This window comes from Bacillus sp. iso_77, from assembly GCF_056173625.1.
The window spans coordinates 1,744,141-1,762,607 of sequence record NZ_CM149683.1; the positions used below are offsets into that span (position 1 = coordinate 1,744,141).

An 18,467-nucleotide genomic window follows, 5' to 3' on the forward strand; every position below is an offset into this window, starting at 1 on the left:
TATGATGATCATAATTTCTTCTATAGTGGCGGTATGTATGGCGGTAGCCGTCATGTTTATTCGCATTAAATCATCTGCAAAACCTGCAACCGCGAAAAAAATTATATTACCTCCTATCTTTATGAGCACTGGTGCACTGATGTTTTTTGTGCCAATGTTTCAAGTAACTGGAGCTGAATTTTTAGAGGCGATTACTGTAGGGATGTTTTTCTCTATCTTTTTAATTAAAACATCGAAATTTGAAATTAGAGGTAATGAAATCTATTTGAAGCGTTCAAAAGCATTTGTGTTTATTCTCATTGGGCTTCTTGTCCTTCGTATCGGAATGAAGACGATTTTAAGCTCTTCCATTGATTATGGTGCGCTCAGCGGGATGTTTTGGATTCTAGCCTTTGGCATGATTGTCCCTTGGCGAATTGCGATGTATTTGTCGTTTAGAAAGATATCTAAACAATTAGATGTGCAGCAGGCCCAAATAAATTAAACCTCCTTTTTAAAAAGGAGGTTATTTTAATAAAGATTCATATGGTGAATGGTCGATCTTTTTTTCTTGAAGGCGCTTTAGTAGAAATTTATGATCCCGCTTCGGTGTAGCGATAATATAGCCGCGAATAATTAAGTCTAAATTAATGCTGGCCGCTTGTTCTTTAAGTGCCAGCTCGCCAATTTTACCGGCGATTTTTTCTTTGGCGACATCTCTAAACAGCTCTGGAACCGGTAATACTAGCTCATTTAATAGCTGTTTGTCTTCATCGCGCCATAGGTGCAGGCTCTTTTGAATATATTCATCCTGCCAATCAAGCTCTGATTTCCCGTCTTCTTTCGGCAATCGTTTTAAAAACTTGCGAAACATAAAAAAGCCACCGATTGCTAGTAATCCAATCATCACTGTACCCCAAAATAAAATGAACCACAAAAACCAGCCGCTTAACATGTTCTCACTCCCTATATCCCTTCTCTCTATTCTATTTTACATGAAGGGAAGGTAGAAGAAAATAACAAAAATGTATGTGTTTTTTCTCTAAAACGCCTTTTTTGATCAAGAGGCGCCCATTTACTAGAATGACCCAAACCATTTAGTAGAAAAGGAATACATTATTGTATAGCGACTCTACTATTTGGCCATGGTGGTTCGCACAAGGTATTGACTTGAAACGAACGGAAGAGAGCCCGCCTGTATACAGGCGGGCTCTTAATGTTTGAAGTGCGGCATTTGAAAGGAAAATGCGCCGTCTTGACGATGGGCATCCTTTTTGATTTTGATTGATATGATTCTGTTTTCGTAATCTGTATCAATGTCTTTGTCATTCAAATAAAAAGGGAGCATGACACTTTTTTCAATTGGCTGTTCTCTTTCATCAATCAAATAAGCGAGGATGAGCTCACATCCGGAAAAGGTCAGTTTTAAATCAGTGATCAATAGGGTGGAGAGGTCGATCTCAATAATATAATCACGGCTCGTTTCATAAAGATCTATTGGGAGCTGTTCGTCATACCATGCAAAAGGATCGTCCATTAATACATTCAGCCAATCATCTATTTCAAGAAAATCAGAGGAATTCACTTGCTTTTCATTCTCCATAAACACTCCTCCATCACATCTCATAATAAATCATATGATAAAAGCTGAAATGTGTGAAAGACCTAAAACATCCCGTTTGGTCACGGGCTTTAGAGAAAATGTTTACATATCATGATGTGAATTGTGCTTTTGTCTTGTATGGTTGCGATTTTTCACTTTTTTACTGCCTGATAGTGGCTCAGGTTGCCCGCCTTGATGCTCTTTAGGAGAGTTTTGACGTATGTCTTTCCCAGTGTTTTTGTCCGTCATCATTTCTCACTCCTTTCTTATTGGTTTTTTTTACGCTTTTTATTGTTTTGCTTTTGTTCTTCTGTTAAAACGAGCTGATCATTTTCTATATAGCCTGCACCATTTCCTTGGCTTTTGGCTGCGTTCATGCCGTCAATGACATGATTTGCTTTTCTTTTTGTCATGTTCTATCACCTCAGCATTAGTATGAACCCGTGCTGCTCAGTTTATGAAGAGTAATCATTTCCTTGTGATAAGCTAAACTTATTGAATTTAATAAAAGCATTGTTATTTACTTATGTATGAATTTGTTTTAAGATGAAATTGTGAGAAAATTGTGGTGAAATACGACGATTTTTCTGAGAATTGAAATTGATCTTGATCATCAAAAGGGGGATTTTGGACATGTCGAAACAGCAGCAAGTCGCTAAACAAGACGCTTTTCAATCTAGAAAAACGTTTTCGACAAATGGGAAAACGTATCACTATTATTCGTTAGAAGCACTAGAGAAACAAGGAATCGGAAATGTTTCTAAGCTGCCTTATTCCATTAAGGTACTTTTAGAATCAGTGCTTCGCCAAGTAGACGGTAGAGTGATCAAGAAGGAACACGTTGAAAACTTGGCAAAATGGGGAACTGCCGAGGTTAAAGAAATTGATGTTCCATTTAAACCTTCTCGTGTTATTTTACAAGACTTCACGGGTGTGCCAGCTGTCGTTGACCTTGCTTCTTTAAGAAAAGCAATGGCAGATGTGGGCGGAGACCCAGATAAAATCAACCCTGAAATTCCAGTTGACCTGGTCATTGACCACTCTGTACAAGTCGATAAAGCTGGAACTGAAGATGCATTAAACATTAACATGGATTTAGAATTCGAACGTAACGCAGAGCGTTATAACTTCCTTAGCTGGGCAAAGAAAGCGTTTAACAATTATCAAGCTGTTCCGCCTGCAACAGGGATCGTTCACCAAGTGAACTTAGAGTATCTTGCAAGTGTTGTTCATGCAATCGAAGAAGATGGCGAGATCATCACTTACCCAGATACATTAGTTGGTACTGACTCACATACAACAATGATTAACGGTATCGGTGTACTTGGATGGGGCGTTGGCGGTATCGAAGCAGAAGCTGGTATGCTTGGTCAGCCTTCATACTTCCCAGTACCAGAAGTTATTGGTGCTAAATTAGTTGGAGAGCTTCCAAACGGAACAACTGCAACTGACCTTGCCTTAAAAGTGACACAAGTTCTTCGTGAAAAAGGCGTAGTTAACAAGTTCGTCGAGTTCTTCGGACCTGGTGTTGCACAATTGCCGTTAGCAGATCGTGCAACAATTGCAAACATGGCGCCTGAATACGGTGCTACTTGCGGATTCTTCCCAGTAGATGAGGAAGCTCTTGCTTACCTTCGCCTTACTGGACGTGATGAAGAGCAAATTAATATCGTTGAAGAATATTCTCGCGCAAATGGCTTATTCTATACGCCAGATGCAGAAGAGCCAATCTTTACTGATGTTGTGGAAATTGATCTTTCTCAAATTGAGTCAAACTTATCTGGTCCAAAGCGTCCACAAGATTTGATTCCACTTTCTCAAATGAAAGAGACGTTCCATAAACACATCGAAAGCCCAGCTGGTAACCAAGGGTTTGGCTTAGAAAAATCAGAGCTAGACAAACAAATCGAATTTGATCTAGCAAATGGTGAAAAAGCTGTGATGAAGACAGGTGCGATTGCCATTGCAGCGATTACGAGCTGTACGAATACATCGAACCCATACGTCTTAATCGGAGCAGGTCTTGTTGCGAAGAAAGCAAGTGAGCTTGGCATGAAGGTGCCAAACTACGTGAAAACGTCACTAGCGCCAGGTTCTAAGGTTGTAACAGGATACCTCGTGAACTCAGGACTTCTTCCATACTTAAGAGACCTCGGATTTAACATCGTTGGGTATGGCTGTACAACTTGTATCGGAAACTCAGGACCGCTTGCACAAGAAATTGAGGATGCTGTCTCTGAAAATGATCTGCTGATCACTTCTGTTTTATCAGGTAACCGTAACTTTGAAGGACGTATCCATCCGCTTGTGAAAGGAAACTACCTTGCATCTCCACCATTAGTTGTGGCGTATGCACTTGCTGGTACGGTGAATATTGATTTAACAAAAGATCCGATCGGTGTCGATAAAAATGGTGAGAACGTTTATTTCAATGACATTTGGCCATCAATGGACGAAATCAACAGTGTTGTGAAAAGCACAGTTACACCTGAACTCTTCCGTTCAGAGTATGAAACTGTATTTGACAGCAATGACCGCTGGAATGAAATTAAAACGACGGACGATGCATTGTATAAATGGGATGAAGATTCCACATACATTGCAAACCCGCCATTCTTCGAAAACTTATCAGTTGAACCTGGTAAAGTTGAACCGCTTAAAGGATTGCGCGTCGTTGCCAAGTTCGGTGACTCTGTCACAACAGACCATATTTCTCCTGCTGGAGCGATTGGTAAAGACACACCTGCGGGTAAATACTTGCAAGAAAGAGGCGTATCGCCTAGAGACTTTAACTCATACGGATCTCGCCGTGGTAACCACCATGTTATGATGAGAGGTACTTTTGCAAACATCCGTATTAAGAACCAAATCGCACCAGGAACAGAAGGCGGGTATACAACGTACTGGCCAACTGGTGAAGTGACATCCATTTATGATGCATGCATGCGTTATAAAGAAGATGGAACTGGTCTTGCGATCTTAGCAGGTAAAGATTACGGAATGGGCTCTTCTCGTGACTGGGCTGCAAAAGGAACAAATCTTCTTGGAATTAAATTCGTTCTAGCGGAAAGCTTTGAGCGTATCCACAGAAGTAACCTTGTCTTCATGGGTGTACTTCCTTTACAGTTTAAAGACGGTGAAAGTGCAGAAACTTATGGACTAACAGGAACAGAAACATTCGAAGTAGATGTTGATGAAACAGTTCGTCCGCGTGATCTTGTCACTGTAAAAGCAATTGATACAGATGGCAACGAGAAAACATTTGAAGTAATTGTTCGCTTTGACAGTGAAGTCGAAATTGACTACTACCGTCATGGTGGTATCCTTCAAATGGTCTTGCGTGAAAAATTGGCAAGCAACTAATAAAGCAAAGAAGAGAAGGCGATTAGACAGCTTTCTCTTCTTTTTTAACATAGTGGAGGATCAATCATGTGGAAAAAAGGAATGGCAAGCGCTGTTTTACTTGTGTTGATTGGTTTACTTGCATGGAATGTATTCGGACCAAAAGAACCTGCCATCGGTCTTGAAACAGGGGACAAAGCCCCTGATTTTGAGCTCAAAACCCTTGATGGCAAAACGGCATCGTTATCTGATTATCGAGGGAAAAAAGTACTCCTCAATTTTTGGGCGACATGGTGTAAGCCTTGCCGAACAGAAATGCCAGATCTAGACGCAATTAGAAGTGAAAATGACCAAGTTGAGGTACTAGCGGTGAATTTGACGAACACTGAAAAGAGTGTGGATCACGTCGCCTCATTTATTGATGAACTTAAAGTCAGTTTTCCTGTTTTATTAGATCAAAAAGGTATTCAAGCAAGATATCAGGTACTTTCCTATCCGACGACATACATACTAGATGAAAAAGGGCGTATCCTGTCTGTAAAGCATCAAATGCTCACAAAAAAAGAAATTGAAAAAGAGCTGGATCTATAATGATTCAGCTCTTTTTTGCTTATTTTCTAAATGTTTTGGCGAAAATGGTATGAACAGAGTGGAGGTGGTGATAGACATGAGAAGAAGAAAGCGCCGTACATTTGAAGAACTTGTGCTTGAAAATAAAAAAGAATTATTAAGCAATGAGGAATTTTTAAACCAGCTTGAAGAAAAGTTGGAAGAGCGATTTAGACAGAAATAAGTTATGATTTGTCCTTTTTCGTTCATCCTAAAGAAGAGGGAGGGATGAATGATGGGTAGAGAGCATGATAAACAAGCGCAGTTTACACCAGACCATTTAGGGACAAAACCTGTAGCATACAAACGAAATAAAGGCAAAAAGATGCATAATAAATCGAATGAACAGCCTGATGTGATACAGACGAAGGGCGAATAATAGGAGGGAAGCATGATGAATGACAAGTCATATCAATCCAATCCAGATGATCGTTCTGACAATGTTGAGAAGCTGCAGGATATGATCGAAAACACACTTGAAAATATTGATGAATCTGAAGCAGCAATGGGTCTTTCAACAGAGGAAGAAAAGCAGATGATCAAGCAAAAAAATGAAAACCGTAGAACAAGTATTGACGCAATGCGTTCTGAAATAAAGGACGAGGAAGCAGCAAGAAAGAGCGGTTACACTGAATAAACCAGGGATTCCTGGTTTATTTTATTGCCTCTTTTTAGAAGAACCATTTGGAATGTGGTAAAATGTCAGAGACGTTAGGTTTTGATAGGAGAGCGATGAAAACGTGTATGTATCTAGAAAAGAAATAGAAGTCCGTTATGCAGAAACAGATCAAATGGGCATTGTGTATCATGCCAACTATTTAATTTGGATGGAAGTCGGTAGAACAGCGTTAATTAAAGAATTAGGCTTTTCCTATGCCCAGTTAGAGGCAGACGGTGTCCTTGCACCTGTTGTCGATCTTCAGGTTCAATATAAGAAACCACTACTGTACGGTGAAACGGCTACAGTTCACACATGGATTGAAGAATATAACGGCGTGAAAACAGTGTATGGCTATGAAATACAAAAACCTGATGGACAAACGGCTATTACAGGGACCACCTCACATATTTGTGTGGACAAAGAAACCTTTAGACCGATTCAATTTAGAAAAGCTTTCCCTGCATGGCACAGCGTATACGAACAGTCCAAGAAGCAGGTTTGATTCATGGCATTTGGTATTAAAAGAAAGGATCTAAATGCTTGGAAATCAGCTGTTCGGCAAGGGAATGTGGCCTTTTTGACACACTATTGGCTTGATGACCGTTTTCCGCATGCGAATACTGTCACAAAGGCAGCCTGTCAGGATATGGAGCAATTAATCGCTTGGGGACAAAAGCATGGATTAAAGAAAGAGTGGATTCATGTTCGTGAAGGTTTTCCTCATTTTGATCTCATCGGTGATTCGCAAAAACGGATTTTGCAAAAAGAGCGGTCATTAGGAAACATTCAGGAGTATGGACTTTATATTGAGTGATAAACAAAAAAGATACCCGAGGGATGAGGTATCTTTTTTGTTTATTCATAATGAAATTCTGGTTCTTTCACGGACTCGTTATAATCAATATGCAGATCATGGTTGTCAAAATACCAAATATCACTTTCTTCCACGAAGAAAGTAATGCCTTCTACTTCAGCGGTTGCGCCGGCATTTTGAGGTTCATCTTTTGCGACGCCGAGAGAAAAGCCTTTTTGTACATTACTGCACCCGCCATATCTGACAAAAAAGCGAACATGATCACCTTTTTCTAAATCCAGTTCATTCTTGTACCAATTGAGTGCATCATCTTTTATCGTTAATTTCAATGTGATCGCCCCTTTTTGAAGTCATGCTGTTTTAAATGCAGGATGCAAAAACAGCTTTTCTTTACTTTTACCACATATTTAAATTGATGAAACGGCTAAAGCCATTTGATTTTCGGTTCAGTTTTGTTGAGAATTCGTTTGAGGTTGGCGATGTGTCTGAAGATCACAAAGCCAGCAAGAACAGCAACAACAATAATTAAAAATAGATCTTGGGTGAATATGCTGTAAATGAATGTGTAGATCCCAGTCAGCATAGATGATAATGAAACATATTTACTAATGTATAAAAATAAGAAAAAAGCAGCGATCATCGTGATAAATAAGAACGGGGCATAAAATAACAGCACGCCGCCTGATGTAGCGACCGCTTTTCCCCCTTTAAATTTTGCAAAGACAGGAAAGCTGTGACCGATAACAGCAGCAACTCCTGCTAATAAGGGATGAATGTCCAGTTGCATGAAAAACGGTAAAGCCGAAGCAAGAGTCCCCTTTAAAATATCAGCTGTGATAACGATGGACCCTGCTTTCACACCTAGTGTACGGAATGCATTCGTCGCACCTAGGTTCCCGCTGCCATGTTCACGGATATCGATTCCCTTTGCAGCTTTCCCGACAATGAGACCTGATGGAATACTGCCGAGAAGATAAGCCAAAATAAACATCAAAGCAATTAACATCTGCATAACTCCTTTATATTCTCCCTCTTGTCTTACATTTTAACATGATCTTATGAAAAACATGGCGATCTTTTTTTGAAAAAAACGATGGCCGATGAATTCAGCTTTGTTTTTAACAAGAAATTCGCTAAAATAGAAGAAAAGGAGTGTCTGGATGAATCATCCTTCAAAACAAGAAATTGGGCATATATTAAAAAGCAGTAAGCGAATTGCAGTTGTAGGTTTGTCAGATCAGCCGCACCGAACGTCCTATATGGTTTCAAAAGCCATGCAAGATGCCGGTTATGACATCATTCCTGTCAATCCAACGATTGATGAAGCACTTGGGGTAAAAGCGGTCGCCTCTTTAAAAGACATAAAAGAGCCTGTTGATATCGTCAATGTCTTTAGACGTTCTGAGTTTTTGCCTGAGGTGGCGAAAGAATTTCTTGAAATAGACGCACCTGTTTTTTGGGCGCAGCAAGGCGTATATCATGAAGAGGCAAAAAGGCTGATTGAGGAAAATGGCAAGGTCGCCATCATGGACTTATGTATCAAAGTGGCTCATGCGATGACAAAAACTCATTAAATCGTCAAAAATCCTTGGTTTTTCAAGGATTTTTGCTTTTTTGTTGCAGAAATATATTTGCGATTCTAGAAGAAAGCGATAAAATAAGGCGACAGGGACCTATCGGTGACCTTGCATATCGAGAAAAAGAGCGATAAGATAAATATAGAACATTTGTTCTGTTTTGCTAAAACCATCATATGATTGCATTTGGCTTATGAAACAGTCTTGTTTATAATGGACTTCTAGTTCTGATTGCAGAATGTAGAACATTCTCATAACCGTGCAAAAGAGCATGTATCACTGAATCACACATGCATGGTGATGATGCAGCTTATTAAAGTGGACAGTAATGAGCAGCATGATCATCATTAAAATCTAGAGAGATCATTGATGATTAGCCGGTTATGTTTGTTAGTGAAAGGGGATTAAGCATTTGGTTAAAAAGCAGCAAGTAGATTATAACGATGATTCTATTCAGGTGCTAGAGGGGCTTGAAGCCGTCCGTAAACGCCCAGGGATGTATATTGGATCGACGGATTCACGCGGTCTTCATCACCTTGTCTATGAGATTGTAGACAACTCTGTCGATGAAGTGCTCGCCGGCCATGGAGATCATATCATTGTCAAAATACATAAAGATAACAGCATTTCCGTCCAAGATAAAGGGCGTGGAATGCCTACTGGTATGCATAAGCTTGGAAAACCGACACCAGAAATCATTTTAACGGTCCTGCACGCAGGCGGAAAATTTGGTCAAGGCGGTTATAAAACAAGTGGTGGACTTCACGGAGTTGGGGCGTCCGTTGTGAACGCACTTTCAGAGTGGCTCACCGTGACGATAGAACGCGATGGATTTATTTATCACCAGCGCTTTGAACATGGCGGAAAGCCAGTCACATCACTTGAAAAAATCGGGAAAACGAAAAAGACCGGTACACTGATTCATTTTAAGCCAGATCCAACGATGTTCAGTGTCACCACCTATAATTTTGATACATTATCAGAGCGTTTAAGAGAATCAGCCTTTTTATTAAAAGGGCTAAAAATAGAGCTGATTGATGATCGCCATGATGTACAGGAAACCTTTTATTATGAGACAGGTATTGAAGCGTTCGTTGCTTATTTAAACGAGGAAAAGGATGTACTTAGTGAAGTCGTTTCGTTTGAAGGCGAACATCAGTCCATTGAAGTCGATTTTGCCTTTCAATTTAACGACGGATATTCAGAAAATATTTTGTCGTTCGTCAATAACGTAAGAACCAAAGATGGCGGTACGCATGAGTCTGGTGCAAAAACGGCCATGACGAGAGCCTTTAATGAATATGCACGCAAAGTGACCCTTTTAAAAGAAAAAGACAAAAATTTAGAAGGTACGGATATTCGTGAAGGTCTGTCAGCTGTTATTTCTGTCAGAATTCCTGAAGAACTTCTTCAATTTGAAGGACAAACAAAAGGAAAGCTTGGAACGAGTGAGGCAAGGTCAGCTGTTGATGCCGTGATTTCTGAAAAATTGGCTTATTTCCTTGAAGAAAACCGCGAAACGGCGACACTGCTTGTGAAAAAAGCGATTAAAGCGCAGCAGGCAAGAGAAGCGGCTAGAAAAGCAAGAGAAGAAGCAAGGAGCGGCAAGAAACGGAAAAAATCTGAAGCAACACTCAGCGGAAAATTAACACCTGCTCAATCTAGAAACCCGGCAAGAAATGAACTGTATCTAGTAGAGGGCGACTCTGCTGGTGGATCAGCCAAGCAAGGACGTGATCGAAAATTCCAAGCGGTGCTGCCGCTTCGAGGAAAGGTCATTAATACAGAGAAAGCAAAGCTTGCGGATATTTTCAAAAACGAAGAAATCAACACCATTATCCATGCCATTGGCGGCGGGGTTGGTGTCGATTTTAATGTAGAAGACATCAATTATGACAAAATTGTCATCATGACAGATGCTGATACAGATGGCGCGCATATTCAGGTTCTATTGCTTACATTCTTCTACCGCTATATGAAGCCGCTGATTGAGCATGGCAAAGTATTCATTGCCCTTCCGCCTTTATATAAAGTTAGCAAAGGCTCAGGGAAGAAAGAAGTCATTGAATATGCTTGGTCTGATGAAGAAATGGATGACGTGTTAAAGAAAGTTGGAAAAGGATATACGATTCAACGCTATAAAGGTTTAGGTGAAATGAATGCCGACCAGCTATGGGAAACGACAATGAATCCAGAGTCGAGAACGCTTGTCAGGGTGAAGATCGATGATGCTGCACGGGTGGAGCGCCGCGTCACGACACTGATGGGTGACAAAGTAGAACCACGCCGTAAATGGATTGAAAAGAATGTCGCCTTTGGACTTGATGAGGAAAGCAACATTCTTGAAAATGAAAACTTGTCGCTAGCTGAGGAGGTTTAAACATGGCACAACAAGAACGATTTCATGATTTACCGTTAGAAGAAGTAATTGGAGACCGTTTTGGTCGCTATAGTAAATATATTATCCAAGATCGTGCACTTCCAGATGCACGTGATGGATTAAAGCCTGTACAACGAAGAATTCTATATGCGATGTATGCAGAAGGAAATACACAAGATAAAAACTTCCGTAAAGCTGCCAAAACAGTCGGTAACGTAATTGGTAACTACCATCCGCATGGTGATTCTTCTGTTTATGAAGCAATGGTGAGAATGAGCCAGGATTGGAAAGTGCGAAATGTGCTGATTGAGATGCATGGAAATAACGGGAGTATCGACGGAGATCCTCCTGCTGCCATGCGTTATACGGAAGCAAGGCTTTCTGCAATTGCATCAGAGCTTTTAAAAGACCTCGACAAGGAGACGGTCGAATTTGTCTCGAACTTTGATGATACAAGCAAAGAGCCTGTTGTCTTACCAGCGATGTTTCCCAACCTTCTTGTGAACGGGTCAACAGGGATTTCAGCCGGTTATGCGACTGATATTCCGCCGCACCACCTAGGAGAAGTGATTGATGGCGTGATTAAGCGAATTGAACAGCCGCATTGTACGGTTGAAGATTTAATGACAGTCATCAAAGGGCCTGATTTCCCAACAGGCGGGATCATTCAAGGTGTGGATGGTATTAAGAAGGCATATGAAACAGGAAAAGGAAAGATTATGATTCGCGGAAAAGCGGAGATTGAAACCATCCGCGGTGGACGCCAGCAAATCGTGATCACAGAAATTCCTTATGAAGTGAATAAAGCCAATCTTGTCAAAAAGATGGACGAGTTCCGCATTGAAAGAAAAGTAGAAGGAATTTCTGAAGTTCGGGATGAGACGGATCGTACCGGCCTTCGGATTGTTGTAGAGCTGAAAAAAGAAGCGGATGCGAATGGTGTCTTGAATTTCTTATATAAAAATTCTGATCTACAAATCCCATATAACTTTAATATGGTCGCGATACATAACAGAAGACCGACTTTAATGACGCTTACAACTGTACTAGACGCTTACATTGCTCATCAAAAAGAAGTGGTGACGAACCGCTCAGCATACGAGCTTCGAAAAGCAAAAGAACGTCATCATATTGTAGATGGATTAATTAAAGCTCTTTCCATTTTAGATGAAGTCATTGCGACGATTCGTTCGTCTAATGATAAGCGTGATGCGAAAAACAATTTGATGGAGAAATATGATTTTACAGAAGCTCAATCAGAAGCGATTGTTTCTCTCCAGTTATATCGTTTAACAAATACAGATATCACTCAACTAAGAGACGAAGCAAGAGAGCTTGACGTGCGAATTGCAGAGCTTGAAGACATTTTAGCGAATGAGAAGAAGCTGTTTAAAGTCATTACGAACAACTTGAAGAAGTTGAAAAAGACGTATGCTGATGAAAGACGATCCGTCATTGAGGAAAAAATTGAAGAAATTAAGATTAACCTTGAAGTGATGATCGCATCAGAGGACGTGTACGTCACAGTCACAAAAGATGGATACATCAAACGGACAAGCCAGCGTTCATATGCTGCATCAAACGGTAAGGACTTCGGTATGAAGGATACAGACCGACTGATTCACCAGTTTGAAATGAATACAACAGATGTTCTTCTGCTATTTACGAATAAAGGGAGTTACATTTACTGTCCAGTTCATCAGTTGCCAGATATACGCTGGAAAGACATGGGGCAGCACATTACGAATATTATTTCGATTGACCGCGATGAAACCATTCAAAAAGCGATCCCAATTAAAGAATTCGATGATTCATCATATCTCTTGTTCTTCACAAAAGGCGGTATGGTGAAGAAAACAGAGCTTCTCCAATATAAAGCGCAGCGCTATTCAAAACCGCTTGTCGCCTTGAATTTAAAAGGTGATGATGAACTTGTAGATGTTCATGTTACAACAGGTCAGCAAGAATTGTTTATTGCAACGAAAAATGGCTATGGATTATGGTTTGATGAAGAAGAAGTGAGTGTGGTCGGTCCGAGAGCGGCTGGTGTGAAAGGCATCAATTTGAAGGACGGAGACGAGGTGGTCTCGGGACAAATCATTGATCCGAAGAACAATGTGCTTGTTCTCACGACACAAAGAGGTGCTGTGAAGCGGATGAACCTCTCTGAATTTGATAAGACATCAAGAGCAAAACGTGGAGTGATCATGCTAAGAGAATTAAAGAAAAACCCTCACAGAATTGTTGCTGTGATTGCTGCTTCACTGCACGATACACTTGAGATTGATACGGAAAAGGGTGCCACGATCCCGCTCGATATTTCCACACTAAGGGCAAATGATCGTTATAGCAATGGATCGTTTATTTTAGATGAGGAAGAGCAGGGAGAAGTAACTCAAGTTCTTTTATCACCTGCTGCATCTGACCAAGATGACAATAAATAAGCAAAACGAAAACCCCCTGCGTAAGGCAGGGGGTTTTTTTATGATGAGGTCAATTTAACTCTCGTGATTGCCAAACATGCTTGTGATGGCATGCACTACTTCAATTCCTTGGTAAACGAAAAGAGAAAGTGAAGTGACAGAGAATAGACCTAGAATGAATACTCTTAAGAAAAATAACATCGTGTAAAACCTCCCAATTTTTGTTTGATTTAAATGGTTGGGTTAACACGAGCTACTCGGAAATTCGAAGACTGGTAGAACACTGCAAGTAAATGCTTCTTTTTCCGGTCAAATCGATCAGTATAAGTGATGCGTGCAAATCCAGCTGCCATACTGCCAATGACTAGCAGTGCTGTAAATGCCGCAAATACTGCGTTCACATGTTTTTGTTTCTTTTCATCGCCTGCTGTCTGAACGATTTTCATTTCATGTGATTCTTGATCAGCAACCACCTTTGCATGATGGTATACCTGAACGGAATGAGGCATTGAGAACAAATGAAAACTTGCAAGTGCTATGAATAAGACTGCTAATTTTAACAGCATATTTTTTTTCATTTTTCTCACCCCTTCCTGTTTATTTTCATGATCTTACCACGTTTTCAGTTATTTGAAAAGTCTTATTTTTTTACTTTCCCTCTTTAAAAAAGCGATAAACATCAAGACATCTATAGGACTGTTTCACTTCGTGAAAGGTTTCAATTTTATTTATTAAATTTAAAAAAAGTACCGAGATCAAAGATCTGGCACTTTTCAAAAAGAATGTATTGATGTCGGTTTTGCAACAGCTTTTGTAAAGATTCCTGCAATACAAATGGCAAACAGAACAAAAATAAACGCATGAAGCAGACCGACTTGATTGGCGAGCAGTCCTAAAACAGGGGGCCCTGATAGAGAGGCTGTATACCCAGATAAAGTGACGATACTGACACGTTTGACAGCATAGCGGCTATCATCACCAGCTGCTGAAATGGTCAGCGGGAAGCCTAAGGACGCGCCAAGTCCCCATAAAAAGATAGATATCATACACACGACGAGTGAAATCTTTAAAATCACCAAGAATAGTCCGGCGGCAGCAGATAAGATCGCGACTCTTAGCAATAACACCCTGCCAAAGCGATCAATGAAACGTCCGCTCAGTAGTCTGCCACTAATCATCCCGCACAAAAATAATGCATAGATGACCGTACTCATTGAATGAGAAACCTGATAGCCATCAACCATTGCTAGTGGAATCCAATCATTTGCAGAACCCTCTACAAATGCGAGACATAAGGCAATCATCGCTAATGAGATCGTCCGTTTGTTCAGCCATGATGTTTGAGAAGCCTCAACTGATTCTGTCTGCGTCTTATCCGGATCTTTTCCTGTCCCGTGCGGAATAAACCGTGTACAAATCAGGATGCTGAGAAAGAAAAGGAGTGCAATGGTGAGAAGGTGAATGAGGACAGACACACCTAAATAAATAAAGAGTATTCCGGCACCTGCACCAATTAACGTTCCAATACTGAAAGAAGCATGCAAAATCGGCAGGATCGTTCTCTTGATCTGATACTCAATCTCCGTTCCTTCTAAGTTCATGGCAACATTGCACATGCCTGAGCCTGAACCAAAAAGAAAAAGACCAGCAGTGACAACCAGCGTAGAAGAGAGGGCCGCGCCGATTGCAAGGGTTGAGAATCCAATAAACATCAAAAAAGCGCTGACCACAATCGCCACTCGGCCGCCTTTTTTGCGAACGAATACATTGGAAAGAATCAGCCCGACAATGGAACCTACAGATAAGCCGAGTAAAATGAGTCCCATTGTGCCTGTATCTGCTTGCAATAAATCTCTCACTTCTGGTGTTCTTGAAAACCAAGTGGAGATGGAGATCCCAGACATCGTAAAAATAACAATAATCGCTTTATACCACTTTAATTTCATCTAATCCCTCATATCTATGTAGTCATACAGAACAAATCTACTCGATTATAAAGGAGACTTCTTGATTCGTAAATAACATGAGGGAGGATCATCATGAAGAAAATATTCCAACTTCATCATTCTTTGATAGAATAAAGACAAAAGGGGCGATACATATGTCATATCGAATAGGTATTTTAAAGGGAGACGGGATTGGACCGGAAATTGTTGATTCTAGTATGCGTATTTTAAAGACAGCGTTGTCACAGTTCAATGAACTATTTGTGGAATTTGTAGAGTGTCCTATCGGTGCTGAAGCCATTCATTCTCATCAAGATCCAGTGCCAGCTTCTACTATAGCCGCCTTGAAAAAATGCCATGGCTGGATATTAGGACCTCATGATTCAGCTTCATATCCTGATCAATTGAAAGAAAGAAGAAATCCAAGTGGAGAACTGCGTCATACATTTGATTTATTTGCAAATATTCGTCCATCGCAATCGCTGCCAGGTGTGAAAAGCGTTGCCAATGGCGTCGACCTTGTCATTTTTCGAGAAAATACAGAAGGCTTTTATCCAGACCGGAATATGTATCAGGGGACAGGAGAGTGGATGATTACACCAGATGTCGCCATATCTACAGGTGTGTTTACAAAAAAAGCAATTACCCGTATTGCCCACGCAGCTTTTCAACGTGCAGTGGAGAGGAGGGGGAAAGTCACCATTGTTCATAAAGCGAACGTGATCAAATTAGGATCTGGCTTGTTTTTACGAACATGTCAAGAGGTAGCGAAAGCATATCCACAAGTGGAGGTTGAGGATATTCATATTGATGCGATGGCTGCTCATTTAGTGAGACGTGCAGGTGATTTTGATGTGATTGTGACAGAAAATATGTTTGGCGACATTTTATCTGATCTTGCAGGGGAACTAGTCGGCAGTTTAGGAATGGCACCCTCATTAAATTGCAACGAAAATCAAGCGATGGCACAGGCGGCACATGGTTCAGCACCTGATATAGCTGGTCAAAATATAGCCAATCCAATGGGCATGATTCTTTCTACAGTAATGCTTTGTAACTGGCTACATGTGAAATATCAAGATGAAAGATTAAAACAGACAGCCAGTCTGATCGAACATACTCTTGATGAGACCTTAAAAAAGAACTTGAAAACGAAGGATTTAGGAGGAAATGAGACGACAACACAATTCACCGAGGCATTCATTCAAACGATGAATGAATTTTCAATAAAAGGGAGATGAACATGAAAACAGAAAAAGAAAAGATGATCAAGGGAGAATACTATCACCCAAATGATCACACATTGATGGCAGATCGAGCAAAAGCACGACAATTGACATTTGCCTATCAGCAAACAAATGAGCCATCACAGAGAAAGGCCATTTTAAAGGAGCTTTTAGGCGCTTGCGGAGAAGATGTGGTATTTGAAGGCAGAATACAATGTGATTATGGATACAATATCGAGGTTGGCGAGCATTTTTTTGCAAATTTTGATGCTGTGTTATTAGATGTTTGCAAGATTACAATTGGACATCATTGTTTGTTAGGTCCGAATGTACATATATACACAGCTGGACATCCGTTAAATCCAGAAGAACGTCAAACAGGTATTGAATTCGGCAAACCAGTCACAATTGGACATCATGTATGGATTGGCGGCGGCGCCATTATCAACCCAGGTGTGACAATCGGAGATCATGCTGTCATTGCATCAGGAGCCGTTGTGACAAAAGATGTTCCGTCAAATGTGATTGTTGGCGGGAATCCTGCAAAAATTTTAAAACATTTAGAGGAATGAAAATCTGACGAATCAACCGTTGGATTTTCATTTTTTGTTTTATCTCAATAAGATAAGTATACTTAATAATGAGACGGAGAAAATTCAATTATTATTTAACTTCCTAGAATATATATTATGTAAACTAAAAGAGATCAAGTTTAAGTTTTGATATTATAAATAACATCTCTCTTCCAACTCGTGTTTAGTAGCTCTTCGCCAAGTCATTACAATGGTTATGTCTTATCTATTAATTAATGAAAAAAAGAGAATCTTTGACTTGATCCTCTTTATTATTAGATTTTATATTCAATCAACTCAAACGCAGCACTATTTTCCAGTCTCAGCAAACTGTTTCAATCGATCTCCAATTTCACCTCTTACCCTTTGGAAAAATGCCCACTTCTCTTCTTCAGCATTAAACAGTTGCAGTAGTTGGCATTGGGCATTCTGCTGTTAACACTTTGCTCGAGCTGCCAAAGCTAAAAGAGACATCAAAAAGCACAGAAATGATATGGATTTTAAGAAAGCAGGATATTAGTGAGGTATTAAGAGGAGAAAACAATGATCAATTGCCTGCAAGAGGTCAACTAGACTAGATGGAAAGGACCCTTCTTGGTGTCCTTTGATCAGAAGGAGAAAGAGGGTCCATTAATAAAGATACAGTTATTGTTTCAACTAATTAAAGGACCCTTGTTCTTGTCTTGGTACAAATTAGATAGGTCATAAAGGTTTTTGGGGTAATTCCATTATTTGAATCTCCATTCCCCATGAAGTTGTGATATAGAAAAATCCAAGAGGACTCAGCTCTCTAACTTTAACATCAGGCTGTTCTGCAAAGTATTTCAAAGCCTCTTCTATATCGGTGACTGTAATAGCTAGATGGGCTACACCGATATCACTGGGTTTTAGGTGAACATTCTGTTGATCTGGCGTCGACCATTGAACCAGTTCGATCTTTCTACCGCCATATTGCAAAAATGCCGCCCCTTCTACAACTGAATGTTCGTGAACCCCAAAGTATCTTTTTAAACTATCGTCCTCAAACTGCATCCGTCCTGGCCGGAACAAGACTTCAAAACCCAAAATATGAGTGAAGAATTCAACTGCTACTTCGATATCGGGTACTACAAATCCTGAATGCTCGATTGTGCCTTGGAAAATTGTATTTTTCATATCGCTAAACCCCTTTGATTTTTTGGAAGTAAATGATTCATAATAAAGTGGTATTTAAAGCAGCTATATCACACGAGCACCAATTAGGTTCAATACAAGTCAAGTGGTGTTGGCACTACTGCAAGATTTAGAACAACAATACCTGTGCCTTGAAATACTATAATATTCTTTTGAGATTTC

At 40.2% G+C, this 18,467-nt stretch carries 23 protein-coding genes and 1 pseudogene; 13 read left to right on the forward strand and 11 right to left on the reverse strand.

What is annotated here, in order from left to right; all coding sequences use genetic code 11:
• Position 1: 1 nt before the first annotated feature.
• The gene (locus AC0VYC_RS08815; protein ID WP_041507215.1) at positions 2-484 is read left to right on the forward strand and encodes a CcdC family protein; all 483 of its coding nucleotides are present in this window, start codon (positions 2-4) and stop codon (positions 482-484) included.
• A gap of 21 nt (positions 485-505) precedes the next feature.
• On the opposite strand, the gene AC0VYC_RS08820 is transcribed toward AC0VYC_RS08815, so the two are convergent.
• From AC0VYC_RS08820 to sspO, 4 genes are all read right to left on the reverse strand, one after another.
• A complete protein-coding gene (locus tag AC0VYC_RS08820; protein WP_007499335.1) occupies positions 506-934 on the reverse strand; it encodes a DUF2621 domain-containing protein in 429 nt (142 codons plus the stop codon).
• 258 nt (positions 935-1,192) lie between these two features.
• Positions 1,193-1,582, reverse strand: coding sequence for an Hsp20/alpha crystallin family protein (locus AC0VYC_RS08825; protein ID WP_475389935.1), 390 nt, complete (start codon positions 1,580-1,582; stop codon positions 1,193-1,195).
• A gap of 102 nt (positions 1,583-1,684) precedes the next feature.
• On the reverse strand, positions 1,685-1,831 hold the full coding sequence (locus AC0VYC_RS08830) for a small acid-soluble spore protein P (RefSeq protein WP_058337579.1): 147 nt from the start codon (positions 1,829-1,831) through the stop codon (positions 1,685-1,687).
• Positions 1,832-1,848: 17 nt separating this feature from the next.
• Positions 1,849-1,995: a small acid-soluble spore protein O gene (gene sspO / locus AC0VYC_RS08835; RefSeq protein WP_017359581.1), complete on the reverse strand. Its 147-nt coding sequence runs from the start codon at positions 1,993-1,995 to the stop codon at positions 1,849-1,851.
• 220 nt (positions 1,996-2,215) lie between these two features.
• Between sspO and acnA the strand changes: the two genes are divergently transcribed.
• The 7 genes from acnA (at position 2,216) to AC0VYC_RS08870 (ending at position 7,008) form a co-directional block, all read left to right on the forward strand.
• Complete coding sequence (gene acnA / locus AC0VYC_RS08840) at positions 2,216-4,945, forward strand: aconitate hydratase AcnA (RefSeq protein WP_024719082.1); 2,730 nt, start codon at positions 2,216-2,218, stop codon at positions 4,943-4,945.
• A 66-nt stretch (positions 4,946-5,011) separates the two neighbouring features.
• Positions 5,012-5,515, forward strand: coding sequence for a TlpA family protein disulfide reductase (locus AC0VYC_RS08845; RefSeq protein WP_008343807.1), 504 nt, complete (start codon positions 5,012-5,014; stop codon positions 5,513-5,515).
• A 76-nt stretch (positions 5,516-5,591) separates the two neighbouring features.
• Positions 5,592-5,717, forward strand: coding sequence for an FbpB family small basic protein (locus tag AC0VYC_RS08850; protein WP_003211002.1), 126 nt, complete (start codon positions 5,592-5,594; stop codon positions 5,715-5,717).
• A gap of 51 nt (positions 5,718-5,768) precedes the next feature.
• Positions 5,769-5,912 (forward strand): acid-soluble spore protein N, encoded by a 144-nt coding sequence (locus AC0VYC_RS08855; protein ID WP_008357830.1) that lies wholly within the window; start codon positions 5,769-5,771, stop codon positions 5,910-5,912.
• Between the two features lie 15 nt (positions 5,913-5,927).
• On the forward strand, positions 5,928-6,170 hold the full coding sequence (gene tlp / locus AC0VYC_RS08860; protein WP_017359579.1) for a small acid-soluble spore protein Tlp: 243 nt from the start codon (positions 5,928-5,930) through the stop codon (positions 6,168-6,170).
• Between the two features lie 103 nt (positions 6,171-6,273).
• A complete protein-coding gene (locus AC0VYC_RS08865; RefSeq protein WP_178930214.1) occupies positions 6,274-6,696 on the forward strand; it encodes an acyl-CoA thioesterase in 423 nt (140 codons plus the stop codon).
• A gap of 3 nt (positions 6,697-6,699) precedes the next feature.
• Positions 6,700-7,008: a hypothetical protein gene (locus AC0VYC_RS08870; RefSeq protein WP_024719080.1), complete on the forward strand. Its 309-nt coding sequence runs from the start codon at positions 6,700-6,702 to the stop codon at positions 7,006-7,008.
• A 41-nt stretch (positions 7,009-7,049) separates the two neighbouring features.
• Here AC0VYC_RS08870 and AC0VYC_RS08875 read toward each other — a convergent pair whose 3' ends face one another.
• Together AC0VYC_RS08875 and plsY are read right to left on the reverse strand one after the other, a co-directional pair.
• A complete protein-coding gene (locus AC0VYC_RS08875) occupies positions 7,050-7,337 on the reverse strand; it encodes a HesB/YadR/YfhF family protein (protein ID WP_008343795.1) in 288 nt (95 codons plus the stop codon).
• A 95-nt stretch (positions 7,338-7,432) separates the two neighbouring features.
• Complete coding sequence (plsY, locus tag AC0VYC_RS08880; protein ID WP_008343794.1) at positions 7,433-8,014, reverse strand: glycerol-3-phosphate 1-O-acyltransferase PlsY; 582 nt, start codon at positions 8,012-8,014, stop codon at positions 7,433-7,435.
• 154 nt (positions 8,015-8,168) lie between these two features.
• Between plsY and AC0VYC_RS08885 the strand changes: the two genes are divergently transcribed.
• The 3 genes from AC0VYC_RS08885 to parC all read left to right on the forward strand — a co-directional run bounded on the left by AC0VYC_RS08885 (position 8,169) and on the right by parC (position 13,409).
• A complete protein-coding gene (locus AC0VYC_RS08885) occupies positions 8,169-8,582 on the forward strand; it encodes a CoA-binding protein (protein WP_041092719.1) in 414 nt (137 codons plus the stop codon).
• A gap of 415 nt (positions 8,583-8,997) precedes the next feature.
• Positions 8,998-10,965, forward strand: a complete 1,968-nt coding sequence (gene parE / locus AC0VYC_RS08890) for a DNA topoisomerase IV subunit B (RefSeq protein ID WP_327862031.1) — start codon at positions 8,998-9,000, stop codon at positions 10,963-10,965.
• A 2-nt stretch (positions 10,966-10,967) separates the two neighbouring features.
• Entirely contained in the window at positions 10,968-13,409 is a 2,442-nt protein-coding gene (parC, locus tag AC0VYC_RS08895) for a DNA topoisomerase IV subunit A (protein WP_256689285.1), read from the forward strand.
• A gap of 54 nt (positions 13,410-13,463) precedes the next feature.
• Here parC and AC0VYC_RS08900 read toward each other — a convergent pair whose 3' ends face one another.
• From AC0VYC_RS08900 to AC0VYC_RS08910, 3 genes are all read right to left on the reverse strand, one after another.
• Entirely contained in the window at positions 13,464-13,589 is a 126-nt protein-coding gene (locus AC0VYC_RS08900; protein WP_008343787.1) for a hypothetical protein, read from the reverse strand.
• A gap of 29 nt (positions 13,590-13,618) precedes the next feature.
• Entirely contained in the window at positions 13,619-13,966 is a 348-nt protein-coding gene (locus AC0VYC_RS08905; RefSeq protein ID WP_008343786.1) for a hypothetical protein, read from the reverse strand.
• Positions 13,967-14,161: 195 nt separating this feature from the next.
• Positions 14,162-15,334, reverse strand: a complete 1,173-nt coding sequence (locus tag AC0VYC_RS08910; RefSeq protein ID WP_047946220.1) for an MFS transporter — start codon at positions 15,332-15,334, stop codon at positions 14,162-14,164.
• Between the two features lie 77 nt (positions 15,335-15,411).
• Between AC0VYC_RS08910 and AC0VYC_RS08915 the strand changes: the two genes are divergently transcribed.
• Complete coding sequence (locus AC0VYC_RS08915; RefSeq protein ID WP_268372917.1) at positions 15,412-16,575, forward strand: isocitrate/isopropylmalate dehydrogenase family protein; 1,164 nt, start codon at positions 15,412-15,414, stop codon at positions 16,573-16,575.
• 2 nt (positions 16,576-16,577) lie between these two features.
• Entirely contained in the window at positions 16,578-17,132 is a 555-nt protein-coding gene (locus tag AC0VYC_RS08920) for a sugar O-acetyltransferase (RefSeq protein WP_024719077.1), read from the forward strand.
• A 309-nt stretch (positions 17,133-17,441) separates the two neighbouring features.
• On the opposite strand, the pseudogene AC0VYC_RS08925 reads toward AC0VYC_RS08920, so the two are convergent.
• Together AC0VYC_RS08925 and AC0VYC_RS08930 are read right to left on the reverse strand one after the other, a co-directional pair.
• A pseudogene (locus tag AC0VYC_RS08925) lies at positions 17,442-17,525 on the reverse strand (arsenate reductase); the annotation flags it as partial.
• A 309-nt stretch (positions 17,526-17,834) separates the two neighbouring features.
• Positions 17,835-18,287, reverse strand: a complete 453-nt coding sequence (locus AC0VYC_RS08930; RefSeq protein WP_058337569.1) for a glyoxalase/bleomycin resistance/extradiol dioxygenase family protein — start codon at positions 18,285-18,287, stop codon at positions 17,835-17,837.
• Between the last annotated feature and the right edge of the window lie 180 nt (positions 18,288-18,467).